The sequence below is a fragment of the Pimelobacter simplex genome, assembly GCF_900114845.1.
Lineage (GTDB): Bacteria > Actinomycetota > Actinomycetes > Propionibacteriales > Nocardioidaceae > Nocardioides > Nocardioides simplex.
Window position 1 is genome coordinate 294,059 of sequence record NZ_FOUK01000001.1, and the last position, 25,383, is coordinate 319,441.

Sequence of the window (25,383 nt, forward strand, 5' to 3'; positions counted from 1 at the left end):
GTGCGGGCCGGTCGAGGATTGGGGTCGTTCCCTGATGCGGCCCTCCGGCCGCCCCTGGCTGGATGAGGGCGTGACTGTCCTGCGCCGTACGGCCGCACCCTTGCTCATGACCAGCCTCCTCCTTCTGGCGACGACCGCCTGCTCCTCGTCCGAGGACGGCGACGCCACCCCGCCCGGTCCCGCGTCGAGCGCACCGGAGACCACGTCGGCGAGCGTCGCGGTGGACCCGGCGGCCCGCCTCGACTTCGCCGTCGTCGAGACGGCGACCGCCGACCTCAGCAGCGACAACCCGTCGTGCGCGATCATCAAGTGGGGCACCAACGAGACCGGCGCTCCCGGGCAGGTCGACTTCCGCCAGCTCGACTGCTACGGCGACGAGGACGCGGTCGGCATCGGGCTCCCCGCGCTCTCGCAGACGATCATCTGGGCCGAGCTGCCCACGCCCGAGGCGGCCCGGGCCTACGCCCAGGACAACCTGTACGACGACAAGCAGGCCCTGGTCGCCGGCCCGACCACGCTCATCGTCAACGGCCTGTGGGGCCAGCAGGGCACCGACCTGTACGCCGAGGTCCAGGCGGCGTGCGGCTGCGGCGAGCTGGTCTCGGCCGGCTGACCGCCACCGGTCAGTACGCCGCCACCCCGCTCCCGCGCAGGTCCCAGGTGTTGTCGTAGGTCAGCGTCGGCGGGTTCGCCGTCCCGGCGTAGGTGAACCGGTCGGTCGTGTAGCGCAGGCTGTCCGGCTGCTCGGGCGTGGCGTGGCCGTTGTAGACGAGCGCGCCCCCGTTGCCGCCCTGGCCCACGCGGCCCGCGGCGTTGCCCGGGTTGGCGCCGCAGGTGACCGGCATGTTGCCCGCGCCGGTGACCGGGGCGAGGTAGATCGCGTAGTCCCAGTAGCGCGGGTCGACGTCGTACCCGGGGCCGACGGCGGCGGCGTCCACGGTGAAGTCGCCGGTGAGCTGGCTGCCGGTCAGGGTGCCGGAGCCGGAGCAGGTCCCGCTCGCGGTCCAGCCGATCGACGCCGACTGCACGACGTAGTGCACCTGCTGGTCCCGCCACGGCGTCCCGAGGACCGGGTCGTTCTTCTGGAAGACGTAGGTGATCGTCCCGCTCCACTGCACGTGCAGCGAGTCGGGCACGGTGCCGCCGGGGTAGACGGCGGTCTTGGTGTGGCCCGCGACCGTCCCGGTGATGGTCTGCGGGAACCGGACCGGGCTGCTGGTGCCCTGGTCGTCGTCGTTGACCCGCACGGCGACCCGCGGGGTGCGGACCTTCGCGCCCCGGCTGCGCAGCGTCACCGCGAAGGTCTCCACCGGCTCCGCGACCCGGTCGTCGACGAGGCGGACGGTGATCCGGGCGAGCTTCCTGCCCTTCTTGACCACGACCTTGCCGCGGGCGGCCCGGAAGTCGCTGCCCGCCCGGGCGCTGCCCGCGACGGTGGACCACGAGATCGCCACGTCGGTGCGCGCCTTCCTGGTCAGGCGCACCACGACGACCGCGGTGCCGGAGCCCTCCCGGGCGGTCACCGGTGCCGCCGACGCGGTGGGCTTGGGCGCGGCCGCGGTGGCGAGGGCCGGGGCGGCCGGGACGAGCGCGGCGGCGGTCAGGAGCACCAGGGCACGGCGGAACCAGCGAGATCGAGACATGTCCGGCACGCTACGAACGCCCGGCGCGGGGCGCGTCAGGGTCGGCCCCCAATCCTTGGCCGCACCGTGCTCCGGGACCAACGACCGTCCTCCGAACGTTGTGCCCGGCGACAACGACCCGCCAAGTGACCCGCGAGTAGAGTCGCCGCCATGAAGCGTGACATCTACGACGAGGACCACGAGGCGTTCCGCGCGTCGGTCAAGGAGTTCGTGGACCGGTCGGTCCTGCCGCACACCGAGGAGCACATCGCCGCCAAGGCGCTGCCCCGCGAGTTCTGGATCGAGGCGGGCAAGCAGGGGCTGCTGGGCCTCGAGGTCCCCGAGCAGTACGGCGGCGCGGAGGCCGGTGACTTCCGGTTCAACGCGATCCTCCAGGAGGAGCTCGCCAAGGTCGGTGCGGCGTACCCGACCTGCCACGGCATCCACGCCGACATCACGGCGCCGTACATCGTCGAGCTGGGCACCGAGGAGCAGAAGCAGCGCTGGCTGCCGGGCGTCGTCTCCGGCGAGATCCTGCTGGGCATCGGCATGACCGAGCCCTCCGGCGGCTCCGACCTGGCGGCGCTCAAGACCACGGCCGTGCGCGACGGCGACGAGTGGGTCATCAACGGGTCCAAGACGTTCATCACCAACGGCTACTCGGGCGACCTCTTCGTCACCGCGGTGCGGACCGACCCCGAGAAGGGGCCGAAGGGCATCACGCTCTTCGGCATCGAGGCGACCAAGGAGGGCTTCTCGCGGGGCCGCAAGCTCGACAAGGTCGGCATGGAGGAGTCCGACACCGCCGAGCTGTTCTTCGAGAACGTGCGGGTCACCGACGCCGAGATCATCGGCGAGCTCAACATGGGCTTCATCCACATGATGCAGAAGCTCCCCCAGGAGCGCCTCGGCTGCGCGGTCGCCAACGTCGCGCACGCCAAGCAGATCCTCGAGGAGACGATCCAGTACGCCAAGGAGCGCAACGCGTTCGGCGCCCCGATCGGCACCTTCCAGCACAACAAGTTCCTGCTGGCCGACCTGGTCACCCGGATCGAGGTCGCTGAGGCCTACATCGACAAGTGCGTGCTCGCCCACTCCGAGAAGCGGCTCTCCGCGATCGACGCCGCCAAGGCGAAGTGGTACTCCTCGCAGGTCCAGGGCGAGGTGCTCGACCACTGCGTCCAGCTGCACGGCGGCTACGGCTTCATGAACGAGTACCGCGTGGCCCGCGCCTGGCGCGACGCCCGCGTGACGAAGATCTGGGCCGGGTCGAACGAGATCATGAAGGAGCTCATCGGCCGCGACCTCGGCCTGTAGCTCCCGCGCTGCCCCGCTGCCCCCGCTGCACCGCAGCGGGGGCAGCGGCGTCAGCTGCCGCCGAGGCCCTCGGAGAGCTCGCGCGTGGTGCGGAGCAGCGCCCGCGCCATCGGGCTGTCGACGTCGGCCGAGACGGTGACGGCGGTGCCGACGATCGCCATCGACGCGACGATGGTGCCGCCCTCGAAGATCGGCGCGGCGATGGTGCGCACGCCGTTGATGTCGGGGGAGTTGAGCGAGAGGCCGAGCTCGCGGATGTTCTCGAACTCGGCGGCCAGCTCAGGTGCGCGGCGCAGGATCGACTTGAGGCCGGGCACCTGGTCGGGCGGCAGGAACGAGCAGAAGACCCGGCCCTGGGCGGAGTCCGTCAGGTCGAGCCGGGCGCCGGAGCGGACGCCGATCCGGATGATGTGGTCGGTGTTGTCGACCGAGCGGACGACGGTCGCGGTCTCGCCGTCCCACACCGAGAGGACGACGGTCTCGTCGACCTCGTGCAGCAGCGACTCCATGTAGGGCTCCGCGGCGGCGACGATCGGCAGTCCGGCGCGGGCGGACGCGGCGAGCGTCAGCACCTGCGGGCCGAGCGAGTAGAGCGCGGTGCGCTCGTCGTACCGGAGGAGGTGCGCGGCGCGCAGCGCCTTGGTGTAGCGGTGGGCCGTCGCCTTGCTCGTGCCGAGGGACGCCGTGAGCTCGTTGAGGCTCAGGTACGGCTTGGCGACCGTGAACGAGCCGAGCACGACGGCAGCGCGCTCCACCGTCTGGATGGTGGGAGCGGTCTCGCCGGTCTCGCTCTTGGGCTTGCTGGTGCTCATGTGACCTCGAATCGGGGCGCTTGGGCTCGACGGAGTATCGCACGGGTGGGGCGCCCGGCCGCCTCGTCGCGGCGACCCGGGCACCCGTGTCGTCAGAGGTCCGACGAATGTCCCGGCGTGAGCGCTGATCCGGGCCGGACCAGCGCGGTGATGTGGTTCACGGCGAGCGCCGCCTCCCCGAAGCCGATCGAGATCAGCTTGACCTTGCCCTCGTAGTGGGCGAGGTCGCCGGCGGCGAAGACGCGCTGCCGGTTCGTCCGCATGGTGCGGTCGACCAGGAGGTGGCGGCGGTGCTGCTCGAGACCCCAGGCGTCGATGGGCCCGAGGTCGGCGATGAAGCCGAGCGCCGCGACGATGGCCTGCACGGCGAGCGTGCGGCGCTCCCCGTCGCGGGTCTCGATGACGACCTCCTCGATGACGTCCTCGCCCGCCACCTTCGCCACCTCGTACGGCGTGAGGACCTCGACGCTCGACTCCTGCAGCTGTGCGACGCTGCGCTCGTGGGCACGGAACTGCGGCCGGCGGTGGACGAGCGTGACGCTGCGCGCGACGTCCTCGAGCCCGAGCGCCCAGTCGAGGGCGGAGTCGCCGCCGCCGACGACGAGCACGTCCTGGTCGGCCAGCTCGGCCAGGCGGGGCACGAAGTAGCGCAGACCGCGGTCGAGGTACTCCGAGCCGACCGGCAGCTCGCGCGGGGTGAAGCTGCCGATGCCGGCGGTGATGAGCACCGCGCCGGCCCGGATCGTCTCGCCGGTGTCGGTGGTGACCTCGACGCCGTCCTCGTCCTCGACCAGGCCGGTCGCGGTGCGGCCGAGCAGCATCAGCGGGTCGGCCGAGCGGGCCTGAGCGTGCAGCGCGTCGACCAGCTCCTGGCCGCGCACGGCCGGGAAGCCGGCGACGTCGTACAGCGCCTTCTCGGGGTAGAGCGCGGCGATCTGGCCGCCCACCTCGGGCAGCGCGTCGAGCAGCGCGACCCGCAGGTCGCGGAAGCCGGCGTAGTAGGTGGCGTAGAGGCCGGTGGGGCCGGCGCCGATGATCAGCAGGTCGACCTCGTGGGTCGCGCCGGCGCTCATGCGACGTCCGGGTGGTCCGCGCCGGTGCGGCCGACCTTGCGGGCACCGCCGGGGGAGCCGAGGTCGGTGAAGAACTCGGCGTTGATCCGCTCGTAGGCCTTCGACTCCTCGGGGAGGTCGTCGTGGTGGTAGATCGAGATCTGCGGGCAGACCGGCTCGCAGCGGGCGCACTCGACGCACTCGTCGGGCTGGATGTAGAGCATCCGGTCGCCCTCGTAGATGCAGTCGACGGGACATTCCTCCACGCACGACCGGTCCATCACGTCGATACAGGAACCAGTGATCACGTAGGGCACGGCGACTCCGTTCGTTATGCAGGCCGAGATAGCGTCTCTTATTACAAGACACGACAATGAACCCAGAAGGGCGCCGTCGTCAACCCGGTGGACGGATTCATCCGACCTCTTGACAGCCCTCACGGGGTGGGCAAGGCTATGTCGCATCGCGAGATGGCATCTCGCGATAGTGACTCAAAGTGATGAGGGTGAAGGAGCGATGGACATGCCGAGCGAAGCGTCCGAGCGAGTGGCAGGTCCCATGCTCGTCGAGGACTGGGAGCAGCTGACCTTCCGCGTGAACCGGGAGGCCTACCGGTCGCCCGAGATCTTCGCGCGGGAGCGGGTCAACATCTGGCTGAGGACGTGGCTCTACCTCGGGCACGAGACGGAGATCCCGAACGCCAACGACTTCAAGGTGCGGACGATCGCCGGCCGGCCGCTGATCTTCTGCCGCGACGCGGACGGGGAGGTGCGGGCCTGGCTCAACTCCTGCCCCCACCGCGGCACCGTGCTGTGCCGCGAGAACGAGGGCTCGCAGAAGCGCTTCCAGTGCTTCTACCACGCCTGGACGTTCAACAACGACGGCACCGTCGCGGCCATCCCGGACGATGGCGCGTACGAGGACGTCGCGTCCCTGCAGCAGAACATGATGCTGCGCTCGGTGCCGCGCCTCGAGATCCACGAGGGCTACGTCTTCATCTCGTTCAACCCGGACGTGCCGCCCCTGCTGGAGCACCTCGGCGACGCCGCCGACTACATGACGATGATCGAGCAGCAGCACGCCTCCGGCGTCACCACGCTGCCCGGCGTCCAGCTCTACAGCGTGCGCGGCAACTGGAAGCTCGCCGTCGAGAACGCGATGGACGGCTACCACTTCTCGCCGACCCACAACACGTTCGTGGGCTACCTGCGCGAGTCCGGCTTCGCGGTCACCGACGACAACCAGTTCGCCTACAACCTCGGCAACGGCCACTCGCTGCTGGTGCTCACCGGCCACGGCGGCCGGATCAGCATGATCTGGGAGCCCCGCTTCGGCGAGGCCGAGAAGGTCCGCACCGAGGAGCACCGCGCCGAGATGGTCGAGCGGCTCGGTGAGGAGCGCGCGCACTACGTCGCCGACGAGAGCCACATCCTGTTCGTCTTCCCGAACCTGCTGCTCTTCGACATCGAGGGCCTCTCGATCCGCCAGCTCGAGCCGGTCGCGCCGGGGCACACCGACGTCCGCGCCTGGCAGCTCGTGCCGCGCGAGGAGGACCCCGAGTCCCGGGCGCTGCGGATGAAGACCGTGGTCAGCTTCGTCGGTCCCGGCGGCCTGGCCACGCCCGACGACATCGAGGCGTACGAAGCCGTCCAGCGCGGCATCGAGGCGACCAAGGGCGCCGGCGACCTCGACTACAGCGACATGTCCCGGGGCATGCGCGACGAGGTCAAGGGCGAGCAGGGCCGCTCGATCGACGAGGGCGCGATGCGCGGCTTCTGGCGCGAGTGGGAGCAGGTCGTCGACGGTGGTCTCGAGGTGACCGGCACCCGGCCGGAGTCCTTCCTCGAGGGGAGGAACGTCCGATGACGCAGGCAGACGTGCGCGGCTCGATCGAGGTCGCCGGCCGCACCATCACCCGCGGCGAGGTCGAGGACTTCCTCTACGAGGAGGCCGACATCCTCGACGCCTGGAACTACGACGGCTGGTTCGCGCTCTTCGAGGAGGGCGCGCGCTACGAGGTGCCGACCACCGACTACCGCGGCTGGTCGCTGCACGCCGGCGGCTCCTTCGTCGACGACGACTACGACCTGATCAAGGCTCGGGTGAAGCGGCTCAAGTCGCGCAAGGCGCACGCGGAGAACCCGCACTCGCGCACCCACCGCCTGGTCTCGAACGTCCGGCTCTTCCCGGGCGAGGAGGACGGCACGCTGCGCATCCGCGCCTCGTTCGTCGTCCACCGTGCCCGCGACGGCCAGTTCGACACGTACGTCGGCTGGTACGAGCACGTCGTCGTCCCGACCGACGAGGGCCTCAAGTACCGCCTGCGCCGGACGATCCTCGGTCACGAGGCACTGCCGGTCGGCGCCCGCCTCAGCTTCATCCTCTGACAAGGACGGCCGATGATCCGACACACGCTGCTCTTCCGGTTCGCCGACGAGGTCCCCGCGGGGACCCGGCAGGCGATCCTGGCCGAGCTCGAGACGTTCCCCGAGCGCTATCCCGCGATGCGGCACTGGTCGATGGGGGAGAACCTCAGCAGCCGGGACCAGACCTACACCCACGGGATGTCGGTCGAGTTCCCCGACGAGCAGGAGCTGCTCGCCTACCTCAACAGTGAGTCGCACGAGACCTTCGTGCGCGAGAAGTGGCGGCCGGTGATCGCCGACCAGGCGATCGTCGCCTACGAGTTCGCGGGCCCTGAGGGCGACGCGGGAAGGGAGGGACGCGTGACGCAGCGTCCGCGCGGGCCGTACGGCATGGAGTACGCCCGGATCGAAGTTCCGGACATGCAGGCCACGATCGACTTCCTGGTCTACCACGTCGGTCTCCAGCTGGAGCAGCACAACGACGAGTACGCCTACCTGCGGGCCGACATCGAGCACCACTCGATCGAGCTGATCAGCGCCCCCGAGCGCACCGACGGCTGGACGACGGCCGTCGGCTTCAGCGTCGAGAGCGAGGAGGTGCTCGAGCAGATCAAGCAGCGCGCGATCGCCGCCGGCCGCGAGATCCTGCCGCTCCAGGAGCGCCAGCAGGCCCTCTGCGACAACGGCTTCGCGCTCGCCGACCCCGACGGCCTCCTCGTCGAGCTCTTCACCGAGTTCCAGGAGTACGCCGAGCCGCCGAGCCTCGAGATCCGCCCGCTCGACCTCGTGCACCCCTTCCTCGCGACCCCGCGCTACGAGGAGATGCTCGACTTCTACATCAACGTGCTGGGCTTCATCCCGTCCGACCACATCGTCGGGTCGGCGACGTTCCTGCGCTGCGAGGACCGCTACCACCACAGCCTCGCGATCCAGAAGAACGACGAGCACTACGTCGCGCACCTCTGCTTCGCGATGAAGAGCCTCGACCACGTCATGCGGATGCGGGCCCGGGCGCTCTACAAGGGCGCCCCGATCGCCTCGGACATCGTCAACCACTCGGCGTCGACGTCCATCGCGTTCTACCTGCACGACACGAAGTTCGGTCCCCGCTTCGAGCTCTGCGACAGCCACCGGGTCTTCACCCCCGAGGAGCACGAGACGCACCGGGCCCGCAAGATGCCCGCCGACCCGCGCAACATCGACGTGTGGCGGCCGGCGTCCGACGACTGGGGACGCTTCTGAGCGACACCCTGGTCGAGCTCCTGGGCGTGCTCGACCGGACGCCGGCGCCCCGCGGCCGCGAGCGACTCGCGGCCGCGGCGCTGGCGCAGTGGTGCGGTGCGCGGTGGCCCGCGATCACCTGGACCGTGCAGCCCTACGGCGCCGAGGGCGCCAACCTGGTCGCGCACGCCGGACCGGGGCCGCTGCTCTACTCGCACCTCGACACCTCCCTTGACGGGGACGGGATCTCCGATCCCCTCGTCACCGGTCGCGACGACCCGGTCGGTCCACTCCGGATCGTCGACGGCACGGCCGAGGGGTTCGGGCTCGGCGTGGCCCGAGCGCCGGCGGCGGCCGCGGTGGCAGCCTTCGCCGCCGCCGGCAGGGGCACGCTCCTGCTCGCCGGCAGCGGCACCCACCGCCGCGGCGGCCGGGGCGAGGGCGTCCGCGCCTTCCTCGCCGATGCCCCCGAGCTCCCCTCCGCGATCGTGGCCAAGGGCGGACCGCGCGGGCTGCTCTGGGAGGAGCCCGGCGCGGCGTACCTCCAGGTCCGGGTGACCGGCACCTCCGGCGCCGCACTGGCGCCGGACTCCGCGACGCCGTCCGGCGGCGTGCTGCGCCACGCGGGCGTCGTCCTCGACGCCATCGAGCGGTGGCGCGAGCGCTACCTCGCCAGCCGCGCCCCGGTCGGCCAGGTCGGCGCCCAGGTCGGTGTGGGGGCCCTGCGCGCCGGCTGGCCGGACAAGCCGGACCTGCTGCCCGCCGAGCTCCTCGTCGACCTGTACGTCGTCACGGTGCCCGGCGAGCGCCCGTCCCGGCTCGCGACCGAGCTCACCGCCTGCCTGCACGCCCTGCTGGCCGCGACCCCGCTGGCCGGCTGCGGCTGCGAGGTCGAGGTGGAGTGGCTGCACGGTGCCCAGGCGACCGGCGCGCGGGCACCCGTCGTCCGGGCGGCGCAGGACGCGTGGGAGCACGTCTTCGGCGAGCCGCCGGCGCCCGTCACCGGCTGGACCGGGTCCACCGACGGCGTCGTCCTGCGCGAGCACGGGATCGACACCGTCCGGGTCGGGCCGCAGAGCGTGCGATCGTCGTCCGATCCCCGGCGCGACGTCGTGGACCTGGCCGAGCTGGAGCGCTACCGGGAGCTCTACACGGCCCTGCTCGCGGGCGACCACCACCCGCACCAGCGCGCGCCCCGGACCCGGCACGACCACGAGCACCACCACTGAGCCTCGAGCCCTGATCGTCCGCGACATGTCCGGCTACGATCGCGCCGTGGACATGCGGGCGCTGACCGACCTGCTCGAGGTCCCGGTCGACGTGGTCCTCGAGCCGCTGTGCTCGTGCCTGCTCGCCGCTGCAGAGCCGCTCTGACGCGTATCGCATTACAAGACGTCATCCCGCATGCTTGACGCATGTGGCCCGCCTCACTAGAGTCGGCGACGACGGCATCGCCTCCCGGCCAGGGAGTCGATTACAGCCCTGACGCACTGTGCGCCGGGTGTGCGGCCGACAGCCACCCGAGATCTCCTGCCAGTGCGTCTGCGAGGCGAGTTGCGCTCTCAGCGAGAGCGGGACCGGAGGTCAGATGCGCGCGGACACCACCGTCGACACCATCGTTGCCAACGGACGGATCGTCAGCCCCAGCGGCGTGGTCGAGGCTGCCGTCGCGGTCAAGGACGGCCGGATCGTGGCGGTGGCCGACGAGAGCGTGCTGCCCGAGGCCGCCGAGCGGATCGACGCGCAGGGCAGGTACGTGCTGCCGGGTCTGGTCGACCCGCACGTGCACCTGGGCGGTGGGCGCCCGCTGTCGGAGATCTTCGCCTCCGAGACCGCCTGTGCCGCGGTCGGGGGCATCACGACCGTGCTGCAGTACCGCCGCTCGCCGTCGACCTTCATCGACACCTTCCCGGCCGAGCTCGAGACGGCGAAGACCCGGATGCTGGTCGACACCCAGTTCCACTTCATCATCTCGTCGATGGAGCAGGTGGAGGAGATCCCCCGCTACGCCGAGGAGTTCGGCGTCACGAGCTTCAAGTTCTACATGGGCGGCTACGAGCCGGGTAACCCGATCGGGCTGGTGTCGGTCAACGACGCCGTGCTCTACGCCGCGATGGAGAAGATCCGCGAGCTCGGCCCCTACGGCTGGTGCATGGTCCACTGCGAGGACGACTCGCTCGTCTGCCACCTCACCGCCAAGGTGAAGGAGAGCGGCGGCGACGACCTCGCGGCGTACAGCGCGTCGCGGCCCGACTTCGTCGAGGAGCAGGACCTGCTCCGCGCGATCTGGCTCGCCGACCTGCAGGAGTGCCCGCTCTACGTGCCCCACACGACCGTCGGCATGGCCGTCGACGCGGCCGCCGAGTCGCGCCGCAAGGGGCGCACCGTCGTCCTGGAGACGTGCCCGCACTACCTCGCCCTCACCGCGGACGACGCGCGGCTGGCCGGCTCGGGTGTCGGCAAGGTCGCCCCGGCGCTGCGCAACGAGGCCCACCAGGCCGAGCTGTGGCGTGGCCTGCGCGAGGGCTGGATCTCGACGATCGGCTCCGACCACGTGCCGATCCCCAAGTCCGGCAAGGGCATCTGGGAGGAGGCGCCCGGCTTCGCCGGGCTCGCCACCATGCTGCCCGTCGTCCTCACCGAGGGCGTGCTCAAGGGCCGGATCGCGATCGAGAAGGTCGCCGAGACGATGGCCTACAACCCCGCCCGCCTGTTCGGCCTCGCGCCGACCAAGGGCGCGATCCAGGTCGGCGCCGACGCCGACCTCGTGATCGTCGACATGGAGACCGAGAAGGTCGTCGGTCCCGACGTCACCCAGAGCGAGTTCGTCAGCGCCTTCGAGGGCGTGCCGCTGCGCGGCTGGCCGACGCTGACGATGCGCCGCGGCGACGTGATCTACCGGGACGGCGAGGTGCTGGCCCAGCCGGGCAGCGGCCAGGTGGTCGTGAAGCCGGAACCCGACAAGGACAAGGAGAGGAACTGGCATGCCGCTTAGCGTGAAGCTCGACCCGCGGGACGTGGGTCTGCTCGTCGTCGACATGCAGAACGGCTTCTGCCACCCCGAGGGGTCGCGAGGCCAGGCGTTCGGTGCCGACGCGGTGAAGAACCCGCAGGACATCATCCCGAACGTCACGAAGACGATCGACCTGGCGCACCGCCTCGACATCCCGGTGTGGTTCACCCAGCAGGTGCACTACGACGACGACGTGCTGCGCAGCCGACGCCGGATCCCGTCGCACCTGGAGCGCCGGGGCGTCAAGCTCGAGCTGTGCCGCCGCGGCACCTGGGACGCCGAGCTCCTCGACGAGATGAAGGCGATCAAGGAGGACCGCGACGAGGTCGTCGTCAAGCACCGGTCGAGCGCGTTCTTCCAGACCACGCTCGAGGTCGAGCTCCGGATGAAGGACGTGCAGGTCCTGGTCGTGCTCGGTACGACGACCAGCTTCTGCGTCGACTCCACCATCCGCGACGCCTACGCGCGGGACTTCGACGTCGTCGTCCCCGCCGAGTGCGTGGCCGACTCCGACGACGCAGCGCACGCCGCGACCCTGGCGAGCATCGAGCGCTTCCACGGCGTCGTCACCGACCTTCCTGGGTTGACCGCCGCCCTCGATGGCTGAGCCTGGACCCGTGGAGGGGCGCCGTAGCGAGCGGCCCCCCAGGGGTGTGCCCGCAAGGCGCGGGCGCGACGTCGTGCCGGATCGCCCTTCGAGCGGCCGCAACGCCGCGGGCGCGCCGCTGGAGGGCCGCGCAGTAGGCGGCCGTCCACGGGTCCAGGCTGAGCACCTCCGGGTCGACGGTGACGTCGTCCCGGCCGGCGCGCCCGGAGCCTCCCTGCTGGAGGTCCTCCGGGGCGCCGGGATCTTCGCCGCGAAGCAGGCCTGTGGCCGCGGCGAGTGCGGTGCCTGCACCGTGCTGGTCGGCGACCGCGCGGTGATGTCCTGCACGATGCCGGCCGCGGTGGTGACCGACGAGGTCACCACCGCCGCCGGCCTCGGCGACGACGCGGCCGACCTGCGTGCCGCCTTCGCCGACCACGCCGCCTTCCAGTGCGGCTTCTGCACGCCCGGCCAGGTCGTGCGCGCCGCGGCGGTGCTCCGCGAGTCCGTCGACCGCAGCCGCGACGAGATCGCGCGCGAGATGTCGGGCAACATCTGTCGCTGCACGGGCTACCGGCAGATCGTCGACGCCGTGTGCGCCGTCGCCGAGAGCCGGCAGGCAGCGCGATGATCGGGGAGTCGATCCGGCCGCTCGACTGGGCCGAGAAGACCGCGGGCACCGCGCGGTACGCCGCCGACGAGCCGCCCGCGGGGACGCTGGTCGCCCGCGTCCTCCGCTCCCCGCTGCCGCACGCGGACATCAAGCGTCTCGACGTCTCCGCGGCGCTGCGCGTGCCCGGCGTCCACGCCGTCGTCACCGCCGCCGACTTCCCCGAGGGCCGGGTCTACGAGCACAGCGGCGGCCCCTACTCCGATCGCCCGCCGATGGCCGTCGACCGGGTCCTGTACGTCGGCCACGAGGTGGCCGCCGTCGCTGCCGAGACCGCCGAGGCGGCGGACGAGGCGATCCGGGCCATCCGGGTCCGCTACCGCCGGCGCAAGGCCGTGCTCACCGTCCCCGATGCGCTCGCGCCCGGCGCCCCCCAGCTGCACCAGCGCGCCGACGGCGCCAACGTCGCCGTCGCGACCGCCGAGCACTGGGGCGACGTCGACCTCGCCCAGGCCAACGCCGCGTTCCAGGCGGGCGGCACGTTCCGATACCCCCGGGTCAACCACGCGTGCATGGAGCCGAACACCACGATCGCGTGGTGGCACGACGAGCGCCTGGAGATGTGGACGTCGAGCCAGGCGCCGCACTTCGTCGTCCACGAGCTGGCGAACCTGTTCGGGCTCGAGCTCGACCAGGTGGTCTGCCGCGACGTCGCCGTGGGCGGGGGCTTCGGATCGAAGTCGAAAATCTCCGAGCACGAGGCGCTCGCCGCCGCGCTGTCGATGAAGTGCGGGCGGCCGGTGCTGCTCGAGCTCAGCCGGGCCGAGGAGTTCGCGTTCACCAAGCCGCGGCACGCGTTCACGACCCAGCTCGCGGCGCACGCCGACACCGAGGGCCGGCTCTGCTTCCTCGATGCGGTGATCGACGTCGACAACGGCGCCTACAACCACTACGGCCCGTCGGTCATGCGCGCGGGCATCAAGCAGCTCGGCTCGATGTACCGGCCCGACGCGGTCCGCTGGGACGCGCGGCTCGTCGACACGAACCTCGTGCCCGGCGGCCAGTTCCGCGGCTACGGCCAGCCGCAGACGGCCATCGGCCTCGAGACCCTCATGGACGAGCTCGCCGAGCAGTGCGGCCAGGACCCCATCGACTTCCGGATCAGCAACTCCGGCCTGCCCGACACCACGCAGCTCTCCGGCTCGCAGGTCGGCTCCAACCGGCTGCGCGAGTGCCTCGCCGAGGTCCGCGACCGGATCGGCTGGGACGCCAAGCGCGGCCCGGAACGCCGTCCCTACCGGGGTGTCGGCGTCTCGTCGGGCATGCACGCGAGCGGCTCCTACGCCTATCCCGGCGGCAACACGAGCGCCGCCGGCATCGAGGTCCGCACGACGGGCGAGGTCGTCGTCCGCTTCGGCGGCGCCGACGCCGGCACCGGCCAGCGCACGATCCTCGGGCAGATCGCGGCCGACGTGCTCGGCGTACCGATGGACCGGGTCGGCGTGATCATGGCCGACTGGGACGAGACCCCGCCCGACATGGGCGCCTGGTCCTCGCGCGGCACGCACATGGGCGGGCACGCCGTCCGGCAGAGCGCCGAGGCGATGGCCGCGCGGCTGTGCGAGCTCGGTGCCGAGAAGCTCGGCACCGACGACGTGACGCTCCGCGACGGGTGCGTCGTCTCCGGCGCCGACCGCATCCCGATCGAGAACCTCGTCGACGGCGCGCTGCGCATCGACACCGAGTACGTCGAGCCGAAGATGCAGCCCTACTGGACCGGCATCGAGCGGCCCAACATCTCGGCCACCTACGCCTACGCGGCGCACGCGGTCGAGGTCGAGGTCGATCCCGGCACCGGCGTCATCAGCGTGCTCGGCTATGCGGCCGTCCACGACATCGGCAAGGCGATCAACCCGGCACTGGTCGAGGGCCAGATCATCGGCGGCGCCGTGCAGGGCCTCGGTGCGGCGCTGGGGGAGAAGCTCCACTACGAGGGCGGTCGACTGGTCAACGCCGGCTACGTCCACTACCCGCTGCCGCGTGCCACGACGGTGCCGTCGATCGACGTCGGGCTGGTCGAGGGCCCGGAGCCGGCGGGCCCCTTCAACGCCAAGAGCGTCGGCGAGATCGCGCTCATCCCGGCCGCCCCGGCGCTGCTCAACGCGGTCTACGACGCGACCGGCATCCGCTTCCGCGAGCTGCCGCTGACCCCGGACGTCGTCCTCGCGGCGCTGCGGGAGCGCGACGGCGTCACCCCGCGCCGGCACCACCTGGCGCGGCGCCCGGGACGTTGGCAGATCGGGCTCTTCCGTGCGCTCTACCCCTATGGCATCCACCTGCTGCTCGACCGCTGGGGCACGCGCTTCGCGCGCCGTCCCGCGCCGCGGCCGGTGGAGCGGGTCGCTCTCCCCGCGACGGTCGCGGAGGCCGTGGCCGAGCTGGCCACGCCCGACGCGACGGTGATCGGCGGCGGCACCGACGTCCTGGTGCAGCGCGACCAGGAGCTGCTCTTCCCGACCGTGCTGGTCGGCACCGGGGCCATCGCGTCGATGCGGGGCATCGAGGAGAAGCCCGGTGGGGACTGGCGGATCGGCGCCGCGGTGACGCTCGCCGAGCTCGCCACCTGGGCTTCCGAGCGAGTTCCGATGGTGGCGTCCGCGATCGCGACGATCGCGTCCGCGCAGATCCGCGAGGTCGCGACGGTCGCCGGGAACCTCGGCCAGGAGAAGCGCTGCTGGTTCTTCCGCAACGGCTTCGACTGCTACAAGCGGGGCGGCGTGACCTGCCCCTGCTACGCGGTCGACGGCGACCACCGCCTGCACCACGCGGCGATCGGTGGCCACCGCTGCCAGGCGGTCACCCCGTCCGACCTCGCCACCGTCTTCGACGCGCTGGGCGCCGAGGTCGTGCTGACCGGCCCGTCCGGCAGCCGAAGCGTCTCGATCACCAGCCTGTACGCCGGTCCCGGCGAGCTCGACCTGCGCACCGGTGAGCTGGTCGAGGCGATCGTGCTGCCGGCGTCCGCCCTGGCCGCGCGGGGCGTCTTCGTCAAGCTCCAGCAGTGGGACGGCGACTTCGCGCTCGTCTCGCTCGCCGCGTCCGTGACCGTCGGGGACGACGGCCGCTGGACCGGCGCGCGCTACGTCTTCGGCGGGCTCGCGCCCAAGCCCTGGCAGCCGCCCCGGCTCACCCGGGCACTGGCCGGCGCCGTCCCCACGGCCGATGCGGTGGCCGGCGTCCTCGACCAGGACCTCTCCTGGGAGGCCCACCCCCTGCCCGGCAACCGGTGGAAGCTCGATGCCGCCATCGGCCTGGCCCGACAAGCGACCGAGCAGCTGCTGCTCGGCAGAACCCGAGATGAGGAGTCCGATGACTGACGTCGACACCGCGACCACGCGGAGCGCGGCCATCGTCGACCGGCTGAGGGCCGGCGGCGTCGGCCTCGCGGCGTACCTGCCCGACAGCTGGCTCAGCCCGCTGATCGGCGAGGTGGTCGCCGACCCGAGCATCCTCGACGTGCGCGTCACGCGCGAGGACGACGCCGTCGCGATCGCCGGCGGCTCGGCCCTGATGGGCCTGCGCTCGGCGGTGCTGTGCCAGAACGCCGGGGTGCTGCTGTCGGCCAACGTGCTCGCGGCGTTCGCGCACCACCACGAGCTGCCGCTGGTCGTCGTGGCCGCTGCGCGCGGTGGCGCCGAGGACGGCTTCTACTACCAGATGTACAAGGGTCAGGTGACTGCCGGCGTGGCCGCCGCGGCCGGGCTCACGGTGCACCACGTCGACGGTCCGGCCGACGACTGGCTGTTCGAGAAGGCCAGCGAGCAGGCGTGGCTGCTGCGCCGCCCGGTCGTGCTGCTGTGCTCGCGACGGGCGCTGCTCGGGGAGCCGGTGTGAGGCGCGGGGACGTCGCCGCCGCGCTCGCCGTCGCCGCGCCCGGGCACGTCGTCGTCGCGAGCCTCGGCACCGCGGGCCGCGCGTGGCGCGAGCACGGCGGAGCGAACCCCACGTTCTACGCGTCCGACCCGATGGGCGCCGCGCCCGGGCTCGCGCTCGGTGCCGCGCTGGCCCGGCCGGACCTGGACTTCCTGCTCATCGAGGGCGACGGCGACCTGGTGATGAACCTCGGCTCGCTGCTCGCCATCGCCGACGCGGCGCCGGCCAACCTGCGCGTCGTCGTCTTCAACAACGGCCGGTACGAGACGGGCGGAGGCCAGCCGCTGGCGGCCGGCGCGCTCGCCGACCTGGCCGCGATCGCGCGGGGGGCCGGCTGGCCGTTCGCGCGGACCGTCGTACGCGACACATCCGCCGACCAGCTCCCGGAGCTGCTCGGCGAGCTGCTCGGGGCAGCACCCGGACCGGCGATGCTCGTCGTCGAGGTCGACCCGGAGCCCTCGCCGTACGGCGGGCCGGGCGAGCTCTCGGGCGCGGAGGCGCAGCGGGAGTTCCGGACGGCACTGGCGAACTGGGAACGATCGAAGGGTGACGAACGATGACGACACGGCTGCTGCGCAACGCCCGGCTGCTGGACCTCGAGCACGGCGGTGAGATCGGCGACGTGGTCGTCGTGGACGGCGTCATCGCCGACCTCGGCCCCGGTGCCGCCGACCGCTGGCTCGCCCAGGCGGGCGCCGCCGCGAGCGCGGCCGAGTCGACCGACCTCGGCGGCGACCTGCTCATCCCGGGTCTGGTCAACGCGCACACGCACTCCAACCAGACCATCGAGAAGGGCCTGTGCGACGCACTGCCCCTCGACGCGTGGATGGTCGTCGCGTCGTACGGCGGGGCGGGGGCGCGGCTCTCGCCGCGCGACCTCTACGTCTCGGCCATGATCGGTGCGATCGAGATGGTCCGCAGCGGCGCGACCTCCGTCCTCGACTGCGCCCGCTCGGACAACGAGTGGGTCGACGACGGCATGGACGCGATCATGCAGGCGTACGCCGACCTCGGCCTCCGCGCCAACGTGGCGATCCAGTACTCCGACCTCGACTTCTTCTCGTCGATCCCGGTCGACCTGGTGCCCGGCGGCGCCGACCTGCTCAAGCCGCCCGTCGCCTCGCCCGACGTCGTGCTCGCGGCCGCGAACCGCTTCGTCGACCGCTGGCAGGGCAAGTCGCCGCTGCTGCAGCCGCTGCTCGGGCCGTCGTCCCTGCCGCGCTGCTCGACCGAGCTGTTCGAGGCGAGCGTCGAGACGGCGCGCACGCGCGGCGTACGGATGCAGACCCACCTGCTCTCCGCGCAGTCGCAGATCCGGATGGCGCAGCAGCGCTACGGCCTCTCGACCGTGGAGTTCCTCGCCAAGCTCGACGCCCTGCAGGACTGGGCGTCGTTCGCGCACGCGATCTGGCTGAGCCCCGAGGAGATCGAGCTCTTCGCGCAGACCGACGCCGTCGCCGTCCACAACCCGGCGAGCAACCTCAAGCTGGGCGCCGGCGTCGCGCCCGTCCCGGCGCTGCTCAAGGCCGGCGCGAAGGTCGCGATCGGCTCCGACGGCGCGTCGAGCAACGACACGCAGAACATGTTCGAGACCCTCAAGCTCTCCACGATCCTGCACCGCGTGCAGGGCCCGCCGGAGACCTGGCCGACCGCCAACGACGGCCTCGGCATGTGCTGGACCAACGGTGCCGCCGCGCTCGGCGCGGACGTCGGCCGCCTCGCCGTCGGCGCCCAGGCGGACCTCACGGTCATCGACACCGACTACGTCTGGCCGGCCCCGGCCGAGCAGCTGCGCCACCAGCTCGCCTACGCCGAGCTCGGCTCCGCGGTGCGCAGCGTCTACGTCGCGGGCCAGCCGGTGCTCGTCGACCGGGCCTTTCCCGGCATCGACGAGGACGCGCTGCGCGCCGAGGCCCGCTCCATCGCCACCCGGATCTGGACGACGCTGCCGGACCGGCTCGCGCGGTTTGAGGAGGTGCGGCCGGTGCTCGAGCAGATCGAGGCTGCTGTCGGTGGGGGCGGGGCTTCCTGCCACTAGTCGGTCCTGTCGTTGCTGGGTGAGCGTGGTTGCGGTGGCGGCCGCGCTTAGCCGGCCGTCCCCCGCCGTCAAGGACCCTCGCTTCGCTCGGTCCGCTTCGCGGCGCCTTCGGCGTCCTTGACTGCGGGGCCCTGACGGCCGGCTGGCGGCGCGGTTGCCGGCACTCGCTGCGCTCGCGCCGCCGCTACGCGGCCGCCTCTCCCTTCGCGTACGCAAACGCCCACCGTTCGCACCGGATCGGCCCTGTCAGGGCCGGATCTGGGCGAGCGGTGGGCGGTTCTGTGCGGGGCGGGCGCGCGGCCTCAGCCGAGGAGCTTGACCGCGACGGCCTTCTCGCGGGTGAACTCGTACAGCGCGCGGTAGCCGTTGCCCGACGAGAAGCCGCTCTGCTTGGCCATGTTGAACGGCATGCCGATCACGCCGGCGTCCGAGAACTGGTTGACCGAGATCTGGCCGGCGCCGATCTCGGACGACATGCGCAGTGCGCGCGAGACGTCGTTCGTCCAGATGCAGGCGAGCAGGCCGAAGTCGGTGCCGTTGGCGAGGGCGAGGGCGTCGGCGTCGTCGGTGAAGGTCTCGACGGTGAGGACCGGGCCGAAGATCTCCTGGCCGACGATGGGCGCGCTGCGGTCGGTGACCGAGAGGACGGTGGGGGCGAGGAAGTTGCCGCCGTCGCGGCCGGTGGGCCGCTCGCCGCCGAGGATGAGCTCGACGCCGTCGCCAAGGGCGCCGGTGACGAGGCCGCTGACCCGCTCGTGCTGGACGGGGTTGACGAGGGGGCCCATGTCGAGGTCCTCGTGCCAGGCGCCGATCCGGATCTCCGACATGGCGGCGACGACGCGCGAGCGGACCTCGTCGGCGACGTCGGCCTGGACGAGGAGGCGGGAGCCGGCGTTGCAGTTCTGGCCGGCGTTCTCGGTGATCGACCGGACGATGGCGGGGACGGCGACGTCGAGGTCGGCGTCCGCGAAGACGACGTTGGGCGACTTGCCGCCGAGCTCGACCTTGATGGGGGTCAGGTTCTGGGCGGCGGCCTGCATGACGAGGCGGCCGGTGGCGACGGAGCCGACGAAGCTGATGTGGTCGATGCCGGGGTGGCTGACCAGGGTGGCGCCGAGCTCGACGCCGACACCGGTCAGGACGTTGAGGACGCCGGCGGGCAGGCCGGCCTCCTCCGCGAGCTCGACGAGCGCGTGGATCACCAGGGGGGCGACCTCCGACGGCTTGAGGACGACGGCGTTGCCGGCGGCGAGCGCGGGCCCGATGTTCGCGGCGAAGAGGACCGCGGGGACGTTCCACGGCAGCACGATCGCGCAGACGCCGTGCGGCTCACGGCGGGTGAAGCCGAAGAAGTCGGGGGAGCGGGTCGGCAGGGTGGCGCCGGTCAGCTTGTCGGCGCCGCCGGCGGTGAACTGCAGGATGGAGCCGGCGATCTGGACGTTGAGGAGGCCGCCGGACAGGGGCTTCCCGACGTTGCGGGCCTCGAGCGCCGCGAGCCGGTGCATGTTCTGGAAGACCAGCCCGGCCCAGCGGCCGAGGATCGCGCCGCGCTCGGACGGCGACGTCCTGGCCCACGCGCGGGCGGCCGCGCGCGCGGCCGCGACCGCACGGTCGACGTCGGCGACCTCGCTGGCCGAGATGTGGCCGAAGGTCTCGCCGGTGGCGGGATCGACGGAGGGGAACGAAGTGGTCCGGTCGAGCCAGGCGCCGCCGATGAAGGTACCGGGGTGGTCGCCGCTCGGGACGGGCGTCAGGGGGGTCTTCTCAGCCGTGGTCACGCTCTGATCGTCCGACCGGCTGATCACATTAGTCAAGATGATGTGTTGCATTGCGAGACGGGCTGGTGCATGCTGGCGCAGTCCCGGGGCTCGGCCGGCAAGGCACTCGGACCTAGGTCGGAACGACCCGCAGTCACGCACTACTCGGATGGATCGAGGGCGGAAAAGATGCGAATCCAGAAGTTCTACGCGGCCTGCATGGCGGTCGCGATGCTCGCTGTCGCGGGCTGTGGTTCGAACGACGACGAGCCGAAGCAGAAGGGCTTCGACGGCCCCGACCCCTTCGCCGTCGCGCGCGGCGCCGCCATCGGCGAGCCCGGCACGGCGACCTCGCCGGAGTGGGCGGGCGAGGGCCAGGTCCCCGCCAAGCAGCCGGACCAGAACGGTGACGGCAAGGTCAAGATCGGCGTCATCACCTCGGGCGACACGAACGACGGCACCTACTACCAGAGCACGGCCGACGCGGTGGCGTACGCCGCGTCGAAGCACGACTGGGAGTACACGGTCCAGGGCCTGGTCGCGCTGACCCAGGCCGTCACCGCGGCGGAGAACCTCTGCCGCCAGCGGGTCGACCTGATCGTGATCGGCGACGCCCAGCTCGCCCAGGCCGTCACCGCGGCCAAGAACCCGATCTGCAAGGACACCTTCTTCTACCTGCAGGGCGGCTACGGCTCGCCCGAGCAGGACGCCACCTTCACCCAGTCGTACGACGTCGGCCTCGGCTACGCGTACGTCGCCGGGGTCGCGATGGGCGCCTACATGAAGGCCAACGACATCAAGAAGACCGGCTTCCTGTCCGGCATCGCCGCTCCCTTCAACACCACGATCGGCAAGGTGTTCAAGGAGGGCGTGAAGTCCCAGGTCCCCAACGCCGACGTCGTCGAGACCTACACCGGCGACCAGCTGGACGTCGGCAAGGCCGTCGAGGGCTTCAACGCCCAGGTCTCGCAGGGGATCGGCGCGATCTACCCCTACTTCGGCGCCCCCACGGTCGCCGTCGCCAAGAAGGCCAAGGAGGCCGGCATCCCGGTGCTCGGCTCGCCGAAGTCGTTCTGCGACTCCAAGGACGCCTCCTTCATCGGTGAGGTCGTCTTCGCGCCGGGCTACTACCTGGCCCCGATGCTCGACCTGTACGCCGACGGCAAGCTCGAGCTCGGCGTCACCCGCAACTGGCGCCTCGGTGTCGACCCCGTCCCGGCCGTGCACCCGTGCGCGGACGCCGGCGACGGCAAGGACCCCATGAGCCAGGCGATCGAGCAGGCGCAGGCCGACCTGAACGCCGGCAAGATCGACGTGTTCGCCATGGCGGGAGCGTCCTGATCCGATGACGACGGCTTCCCGACCGGAGGTGGAGACGGTGGTGCCGGCGCTCCGCATGGCCGGCATCACCAAGCACTTCAACGGGGTCCCGGCCTGCCTCGACGTCGACCTCGAGGTCGCGCCGGGGGAGATCCACGGCCTGCTGGGCCAGAACGGCGCCGGCAAGTCGACCCTGATGAACATCCTCCTCGGGCTGGTCCGCCCGGATCGCGGTGAGGTGGCGCTGGCCGGTGAGCCGGCGGTCATCCGCGACCCGAACGCGGCCCGTGCCCTCGGCGTCCGGATGGTGCACCAGCACTACAGCCTCATCCCGACGCTGTCGGTCTGGGAGAACGTCGTCCTGAGCAGCGAGGGTCGGGTCGACCGGGACCGCACCATCGGGCAGATCGAGGAGGTCAGCGAGCGCTTCGGCCTCGAGGTCTCCCCGCGCGCGATGGTCGGTGACCTCAGCGTCGGCGAGCAGCAGCGCGTCGAGCTGGTCACCTGCCTGATCGACCGGCCCCGCCTGCTCGTCCTCGACGAGCCGACCGCGGTGCTGACCCGCCAGGAGTCGCGCTCGCTCTTCACCATGCTGCGCGGACTGGTGGAGCAGGAGGACTGCTCGGTCATCCTGATCAGCCACAACCTGGCCGAGATCACCGCGGTCTCGAACCGCGCGACGGTGATGCGCGGCGGCCGGGTCGTCTCCCGGGTCAGCCCGAAGGAGACGCCCGTCGCCGAGCTCGCCCGGCACATGATCGGCCGGGACCTGCCCGGTCCGGCGCAGGCGGACGTCGCCGCGGCGATCGGCGCCGGCACGGCGGCGGAGGGGGAAGGGTCTCGACAGGCTCGACCAGCGGCGGCGGACGAGGCCCCGGTGCTGAGCATCGTGGGCGCGACCGCGACCTCCGACGGCACCCGCGCACTCGACTCCCTCGACCTGGAGATCCGGGCCGGCGAGATCGTCGGCGTGGCCGGCGTCGAGGGCAACGGCCAGCAGTGGCTGTCCGCGCTGCTCGCGGGCTCGCTCTCCCTGCAGGAAGGCGAGGTCCGCGTGCACGGGAAGCGTGTCGCCGTCGGCCGGCCGGGCTCGACCCGCAAGGCCGGCGTGGGCGTCGTCCCGGAGGACCGGAAGACCTCCGGCTGCATCCTCGACATGTCGGTCGCCGACAACCTGGCGCTGGCGGGGCTGAAGTCCCTCTCGCGCGCGGGGGTCGTCTCGCGCCGCAAGCTGCACAGCCTGGCCGAGCGCCTGGTGGACGACTTCGACATCGCCGTCGCGTCCGTCGACCAGCCGATGCGCTCGCTCTCGGGCGGCAACCAGCAGAAGGTGGTGCTGGCGCGCGAGATGTCCGCCCAGCCGGCGGTCCTCGTGCTCGCCCAGCCCACCCGGGGCCTGGACGTCGGCGCGGTCGCCGACCTGCACGAGCGGATGCGCCAGGCGGCGGCCTCGGGCGTCGCCGTCCTGCTGATCTCGTCGGACCTGAACGAGATCATGCAGCTCTCCGACCGCATCGCCGTGATCTACCGGGGCCGGATCCAGGGGGAGCTGGCCCGCGCCGAGGCCGACCCCGAACGGCTCGGCCTGTTGATGGGAGGGGTGAGCGCATGAGCACCGAGGTCTCGGAGACGCCCGTGCAGGAGGAGCCGACGCCGGCACCGCCGGGGGGCGGCTCGCGCCGGGGTCCGGACGCCGCGATGGCCGGACTGCTCGCGTCCCTGCGCGGCAGCACCCGGCCCGCGATCGAGCAGGTGCTGGCGTTCCTCTGCTTCCTGTCGCTCGGCATCAGCGTCGGCCTGCTGCTGGGGTGGGCGACCGGGCACGACCCGGGCGTCATCCTCGGCGACCTGTTCGAGGGCAGCATCGGCGACAGCATCTCCATCGGCTACCTGCTCACCGCCGCCGCACCGCTGCTCCTCGTCGCCGTCGGCGCGGTCATCTGCATGCGGGCCGGCCAGTTCAACATCGGCCAGGAGGGGCAGGTCACCCTCGGCGCGATCGGTGCCGGCTTCGTGGTCTTCTTCGTCGACGGCCCCGGCATCGTCGTGATCCCGCTGGCCTTCCTCGCCGCGGCGGCCGCCGGTGGCGCGTGGGCCTTCCTGGCCGCGCTGCTCAAGTTCGGCCGCGGCGTCGACATCGTGGTCAGCTCGCTGCTGCTGGTGTTCCTCGCCGAGCAGCTCCTCACCGGGCTGATCAGCGGCGACGGCCCGCTGCACGACAAGGGCGGCGGCACCCTCGGCGCCGGTACGGCGTCCCAGTCGCCGCGCGTGCCCGAGAAGGCGATGCTGCCGACGATCGACGTCCTCGGTGTCGCGGTGCCCTTCGCGTTCGTGCTCGCGCTCGTCGCGGCGATCCTCGTCGCGTGGTTCCTGTCGTCGGCGCACGCCGGCTATCGGCTGCGCATCCTCGGCCAGAACCCCACCGTGGCGGGCACGATCGGCATCAGCGCCTCGCGCCTGGGCTCGCTCGCCGTCGCGGCGTCCGGTGCGTTCGCCGGGGCCGCGGGCGCGGCGATCCTGATGGGCCAGAGCTTCCAGCTCAACCCCGGTGTCGCCAGCTCGATCGGCTGGAACGGCCTGCTCATCGCCCTCGCGGCCCGGACGAATGCGGGCGTCAGCGTCCTGCTCGCCCTCGTCTTCGGCGCGATGGTCGCCGGTGGCGGACTGCTCGGCGGCGACGGCATCCCGGTCGACATCGTCAACGTCATCACCGCCGCGATCGTGGTCGCCCTCCTGTGTCCCCCCGTCCTGCTCGCCGCGGTCCGTCGCCGACGGCTGCGTCGTACCGTGAAGGTGGCCTGACATGAACCTGACGACGGATCTGGAGACGATCCTCACCGCGTCGGTCCCCCTGACCGTGCCGCTGCTGTTCGCCGGCCTGGGGGAGTACGTCGCCCAGCGGGCCGGCACCTTCAACCTCTCGGTCGAGGGCATGATGCTCGGCTCGGCGTTCGCCGCGGCGTACGGCGCCACGGAGTCCGGCTCGCCGATCGTCGGCCTGCTGTGCGGCATCGGCGCCGCACTGCTCATCGCGTTCGTGCACGGCAACCTCAGCCACCGGCTGCAGCTCAACACCTACGTCGTCGGGCTCTCGCTCAACGTCCTGGTGCTCGGGGTGACGAACTACCTGCTGTCGACCACCGCGCTCGACATCCCCGGCGGCTCGGCCTGGCGGATCCCGCTGCTCTCCGACCTGCCGATCGTCGGCAAGGCGTTCTTCGTGCAGCCGTGGGTGGTCTACCTGCTGGTGCCGCTGCTCCTCCTGATCTGGTGGGTGCGCCGACGCCGGATGGGTCTCGAGCTCCGCGCGGCCGGCGACGACCCGGTCGCCGGCGACCTGACCGGCATCGACGTCAACGCCCGCCGCCGCCAGGCCCTGCTCTTCTGCGGCTTCTGCGCCGGCATCGGCGGCGCCTACCTGTCGGTCTTCCAGGCTGGCTCGTTCACCTCGGGGATGACGGCCGGTCGCGGCTACATCGTGATCGCGGCCGTGATCTTCGGTGGCTGGATGCTGCGCGGCGTGATCGGCGCCTGCTTCGTCTTCGGTGTCGCCCAGGGTCTCCAGCTCGCGCTGCCGGCCATCGGCTACACCGCCTCTCCGCAGCTGCTCGCGGCGACGCCGTACCTGCTGGCACTGGCGTCGCTCGCCGTGCTGGGGGCGCGGTCGAAGAGACCGCTGGCCCTGGGCCAGCCGTTCGCGCCCGTGCGGTAGCCCCGCACCGCTAGCATGCGTCTT

General features: G+C 72.0%; 22 protein-coding genes. 17 read left to right on the forward strand and 5 right to left on the reverse strand.

The window, feature by feature from the left end; genetic code table 11:
* Positions 1 to 106 precede the first annotated feature (106 nt).
* Positions 107 to 613, forward strand: coding sequence for a hypothetical protein (locus BM223_RS01385; RefSeq protein ID WP_158510237.1), 507 nt, complete (start codon positions 107 to 109; stop codon positions 611 to 613).
* A 10-nt stretch (positions 614 to 623) separates the two neighbouring features.
* On the opposite strand, the gene BM223_RS01390 is transcribed toward BM223_RS01385, so the two are convergent.
* Positions 624 to 1,643: a Calx-beta domain-containing protein gene (locus BM223_RS01390; RefSeq protein WP_082003827.1), complete on the reverse strand. Its 1,020-nt coding sequence runs from the start codon at positions 1,641 to 1,643 to the stop codon at positions 624 to 626.
* Between the two features lie 150 nt (positions 1,644 to 1,793).
* Between BM223_RS01390 and BM223_RS01395 the strand changes: the two genes are divergently transcribed.
* Complete coding sequence (locus BM223_RS01395) at positions 1,794 to 2,939, forward strand: acyl-CoA dehydrogenase family protein (protein WP_038682184.1); 1,146 nt, start codon at positions 1,794 to 1,796, stop codon at positions 2,937 to 2,939.
* Between the two features lie 50 nt (positions 2,940 to 2,989).
* Here BM223_RS01395 and BM223_RS01400 read toward each other — a convergent pair whose 3' ends face one another.
* The 3 genes from BM223_RS01400 to fdxA form a co-directional block, all read right to left on the reverse strand.
* Complete coding sequence (locus BM223_RS01400; RefSeq protein WP_038682182.1) at positions 2,990 to 3,751, reverse strand: IclR family transcriptional regulator; 762 nt, start codon at positions 3,749 to 3,751, stop codon at positions 2,990 to 2,992.
* A 92-nt stretch (positions 3,752 to 3,843) separates the two neighbouring features.
* Positions 3,844 to 4,824, reverse strand: a complete 981-nt coding sequence (locus BM223_RS01405) for an NAD(P)/FAD-dependent oxidoreductase (protein WP_038682181.1) — start codon at positions 4,822 to 4,824, stop codon at positions 3,844 to 3,846.
* A complete protein-coding gene (gene fdxA, locus BM223_RS01410) occupies positions 4,821 to 5,120 on the reverse strand; it encodes a ferredoxin (protein ID WP_038682178.1) in 300 nt (99 codons plus the stop codon). Before fdxA ends, BM223_RS01405 begins: the two co-directional genes overlap by 4 nt.
* A gap of 205 nt (positions 5,121 to 5,325) precedes the next feature.
* Between fdxA and BM223_RS01415 the strand changes: the two genes are divergently transcribed.
* The 11 genes from BM223_RS01415 (at position 5,326) to BM223_RS01465 (ending at position 18,570) form a co-directional block, all read left to right on the forward strand.
* Positions 5,326 to 6,669, forward strand: a complete 1,344-nt coding sequence (locus tag BM223_RS01415) for an aromatic ring-hydroxylating oxygenase subunit alpha (protein WP_075018502.1) — start codon at positions 5,326 to 5,328, stop codon at positions 6,667 to 6,669.
* Positions 6,666 to 7,190 (forward strand): aromatic-ring-hydroxylating dioxygenase subunit beta, encoded by a 525-nt coding sequence (locus BM223_RS01420; protein WP_052139090.1) that lies wholly within the window; start codon positions 6,666 to 6,668, stop codon positions 7,188 to 7,190. Before BM223_RS01415 ends, BM223_RS01420 begins: the two co-directional genes overlap by 4 nt.
* 12 nt (positions 7,191 to 7,202) lie before the next feature.
* The gene (locus tag BM223_RS01425; RefSeq protein WP_038682177.1) at positions 7,203 to 8,411 is read left to right on the forward strand and encodes a Dabb family protein; all 1,209 of its coding nucleotides are present in this window, start codon (positions 7,203 to 7,205) and stop codon (positions 8,409 to 8,411) included.
* Positions 8,375 to 9,619: a zinc-binding metallopeptidase family protein gene (locus BM223_RS01430; RefSeq protein ID WP_038682175.1), complete on the forward strand. Its 1,245-nt coding sequence runs from the start codon at positions 8,375 to 8,377 to the stop codon at positions 9,617 to 9,619. Before BM223_RS01425 ends, BM223_RS01430 begins: the two co-directional genes overlap by 37 nt.
* A 359-nt stretch (positions 9,620 to 9,978) precedes the next feature.
* Positions 9,979 to 11,385, forward strand: coding sequence for a dihydroorotase (locus BM223_RS01435; protein ID WP_052139089.1), 1,407 nt, complete (start codon positions 9,979 to 9,981; stop codon positions 11,383 to 11,385).
* Positions 11,375 to 12,010 (forward strand): cysteine hydrolase family protein, encoded by a 636-nt coding sequence (locus tag BM223_RS01440; RefSeq protein ID WP_082003825.1) that lies wholly within the window; start codon positions 11,375 to 11,377, stop codon positions 12,008 to 12,010. The genes BM223_RS01435 and BM223_RS01440 overlap by 11 nt, the downstream gene beginning before the upstream one ends.
* Positions 12,011 to 12,083: 73 nt before the next feature.
* Positions 12,084 to 12,620 (forward strand): (2Fe-2S)-binding protein, encoded by a 537-nt coding sequence (locus tag BM223_RS01445; protein ID WP_200887026.1) that lies wholly within the window; start codon positions 12,084 to 12,086, stop codon positions 12,618 to 12,620.
* Positions 12,617 to 15,976 carry a molybdopterin cofactor-binding domain-containing protein gene (locus tag BM223_RS01450; protein WP_038682171.1) on the forward strand — a complete coding sequence of 1,120 codons (3,360 nt, stop codon included), beginning with the start codon at positions 12,617 to 12,619 and terminating at the stop codon, positions 15,974 to 15,976. Before BM223_RS01445 ends, BM223_RS01450 begins: the two co-directional genes overlap by 4 nt.
* Positions 15,969 to 16,493, forward strand: coding sequence for a thiamine pyrophosphate-binding protein (locus BM223_RS01455; protein WP_052139088.1), 525 nt, complete (start codon positions 15,969 to 15,971; stop codon positions 16,491 to 16,493). Before BM223_RS01450 ends, BM223_RS01455 begins: the two co-directional genes overlap by 8 nt.
* On the forward strand, positions 16,490 to 17,092 hold the full coding sequence (locus BM223_RS01460) for a thiamine pyrophosphate-dependent enzyme (RefSeq protein WP_052139087.1): 603 nt from the start codon (positions 16,490 to 16,492) through the stop codon (positions 17,090 to 17,092). The genes BM223_RS01455 and BM223_RS01460 overlap by 4 nt, the downstream gene beginning before the upstream one ends.
* Positions 17,089 to 18,570, forward strand: a complete 1,482-nt coding sequence (locus BM223_RS01465) for an amidohydrolase family protein (RefSeq protein WP_038682169.1) — start codon at positions 17,089 to 17,091, stop codon at positions 18,568 to 18,570. The genes BM223_RS01460 and BM223_RS01465 overlap by 4 nt, the downstream gene beginning before the upstream one ends.
* A gap of 302 nt (positions 18,571 to 18,872) precedes the next feature.
* On the opposite strand, the gene BM223_RS01470 is transcribed toward BM223_RS01465, so the two are convergent.
* Positions 18,873 to 20,348 (reverse strand): aldehyde dehydrogenase family protein, encoded by a 1,476-nt coding sequence (locus BM223_RS01470; protein ID WP_052139086.1) that lies wholly within the window; start codon positions 20,346 to 20,348, stop codon positions 18,873 to 18,875.
* A 168-nt stretch (positions 20,349 to 20,516) separates the two neighbouring features.
* On the opposite strand from BM223_RS01470, the gene BM223_RS01475 reads away from it, so the two are divergent.
* Genes BM223_RS01475 through BM223_RS01490 form a run of 4 tightly spaced genes read left to right on the forward strand, consistent with a single transcriptional unit; the run spans position 20,517 to position 25,359 of the window.
* Entirely contained in the window at positions 20,517 to 21,668 is a 1,152-nt protein-coding gene (locus tag BM223_RS01475) for a BMP family ABC transporter substrate-binding protein (RefSeq protein WP_052139085.1), read from the forward strand.
* Between the two features lie 37 nt (positions 21,669 to 21,705).
* Entirely contained in the window at positions 21,706 to 23,259 is a 1,554-nt protein-coding gene (locus tag BM223_RS01480; protein WP_200887025.1) for an ABC transporter ATP-binding protein, read from the forward strand.
* On the forward strand, positions 23,256 to 24,449 hold the full coding sequence (locus BM223_RS01485) for an ABC transporter permease (RefSeq protein WP_052139084.1): 1,194 nt from the start codon (positions 23,256 to 23,258) through the stop codon (positions 24,447 to 24,449). Before BM223_RS01480 ends, BM223_RS01485 begins: the two co-directional genes overlap by 4 nt.
* Before the next feature lies 1 nt (position 24,450).
* Positions 24,451 to 25,359, forward strand: coding sequence for an ABC transporter permease (locus tag BM223_RS01490; RefSeq protein WP_038682164.1), 909 nt, complete (start codon positions 24,451 to 24,453; stop codon positions 25,357 to 25,359).
* Positions 25,360 to 25,383: the final 24 nt, after the last annotated feature.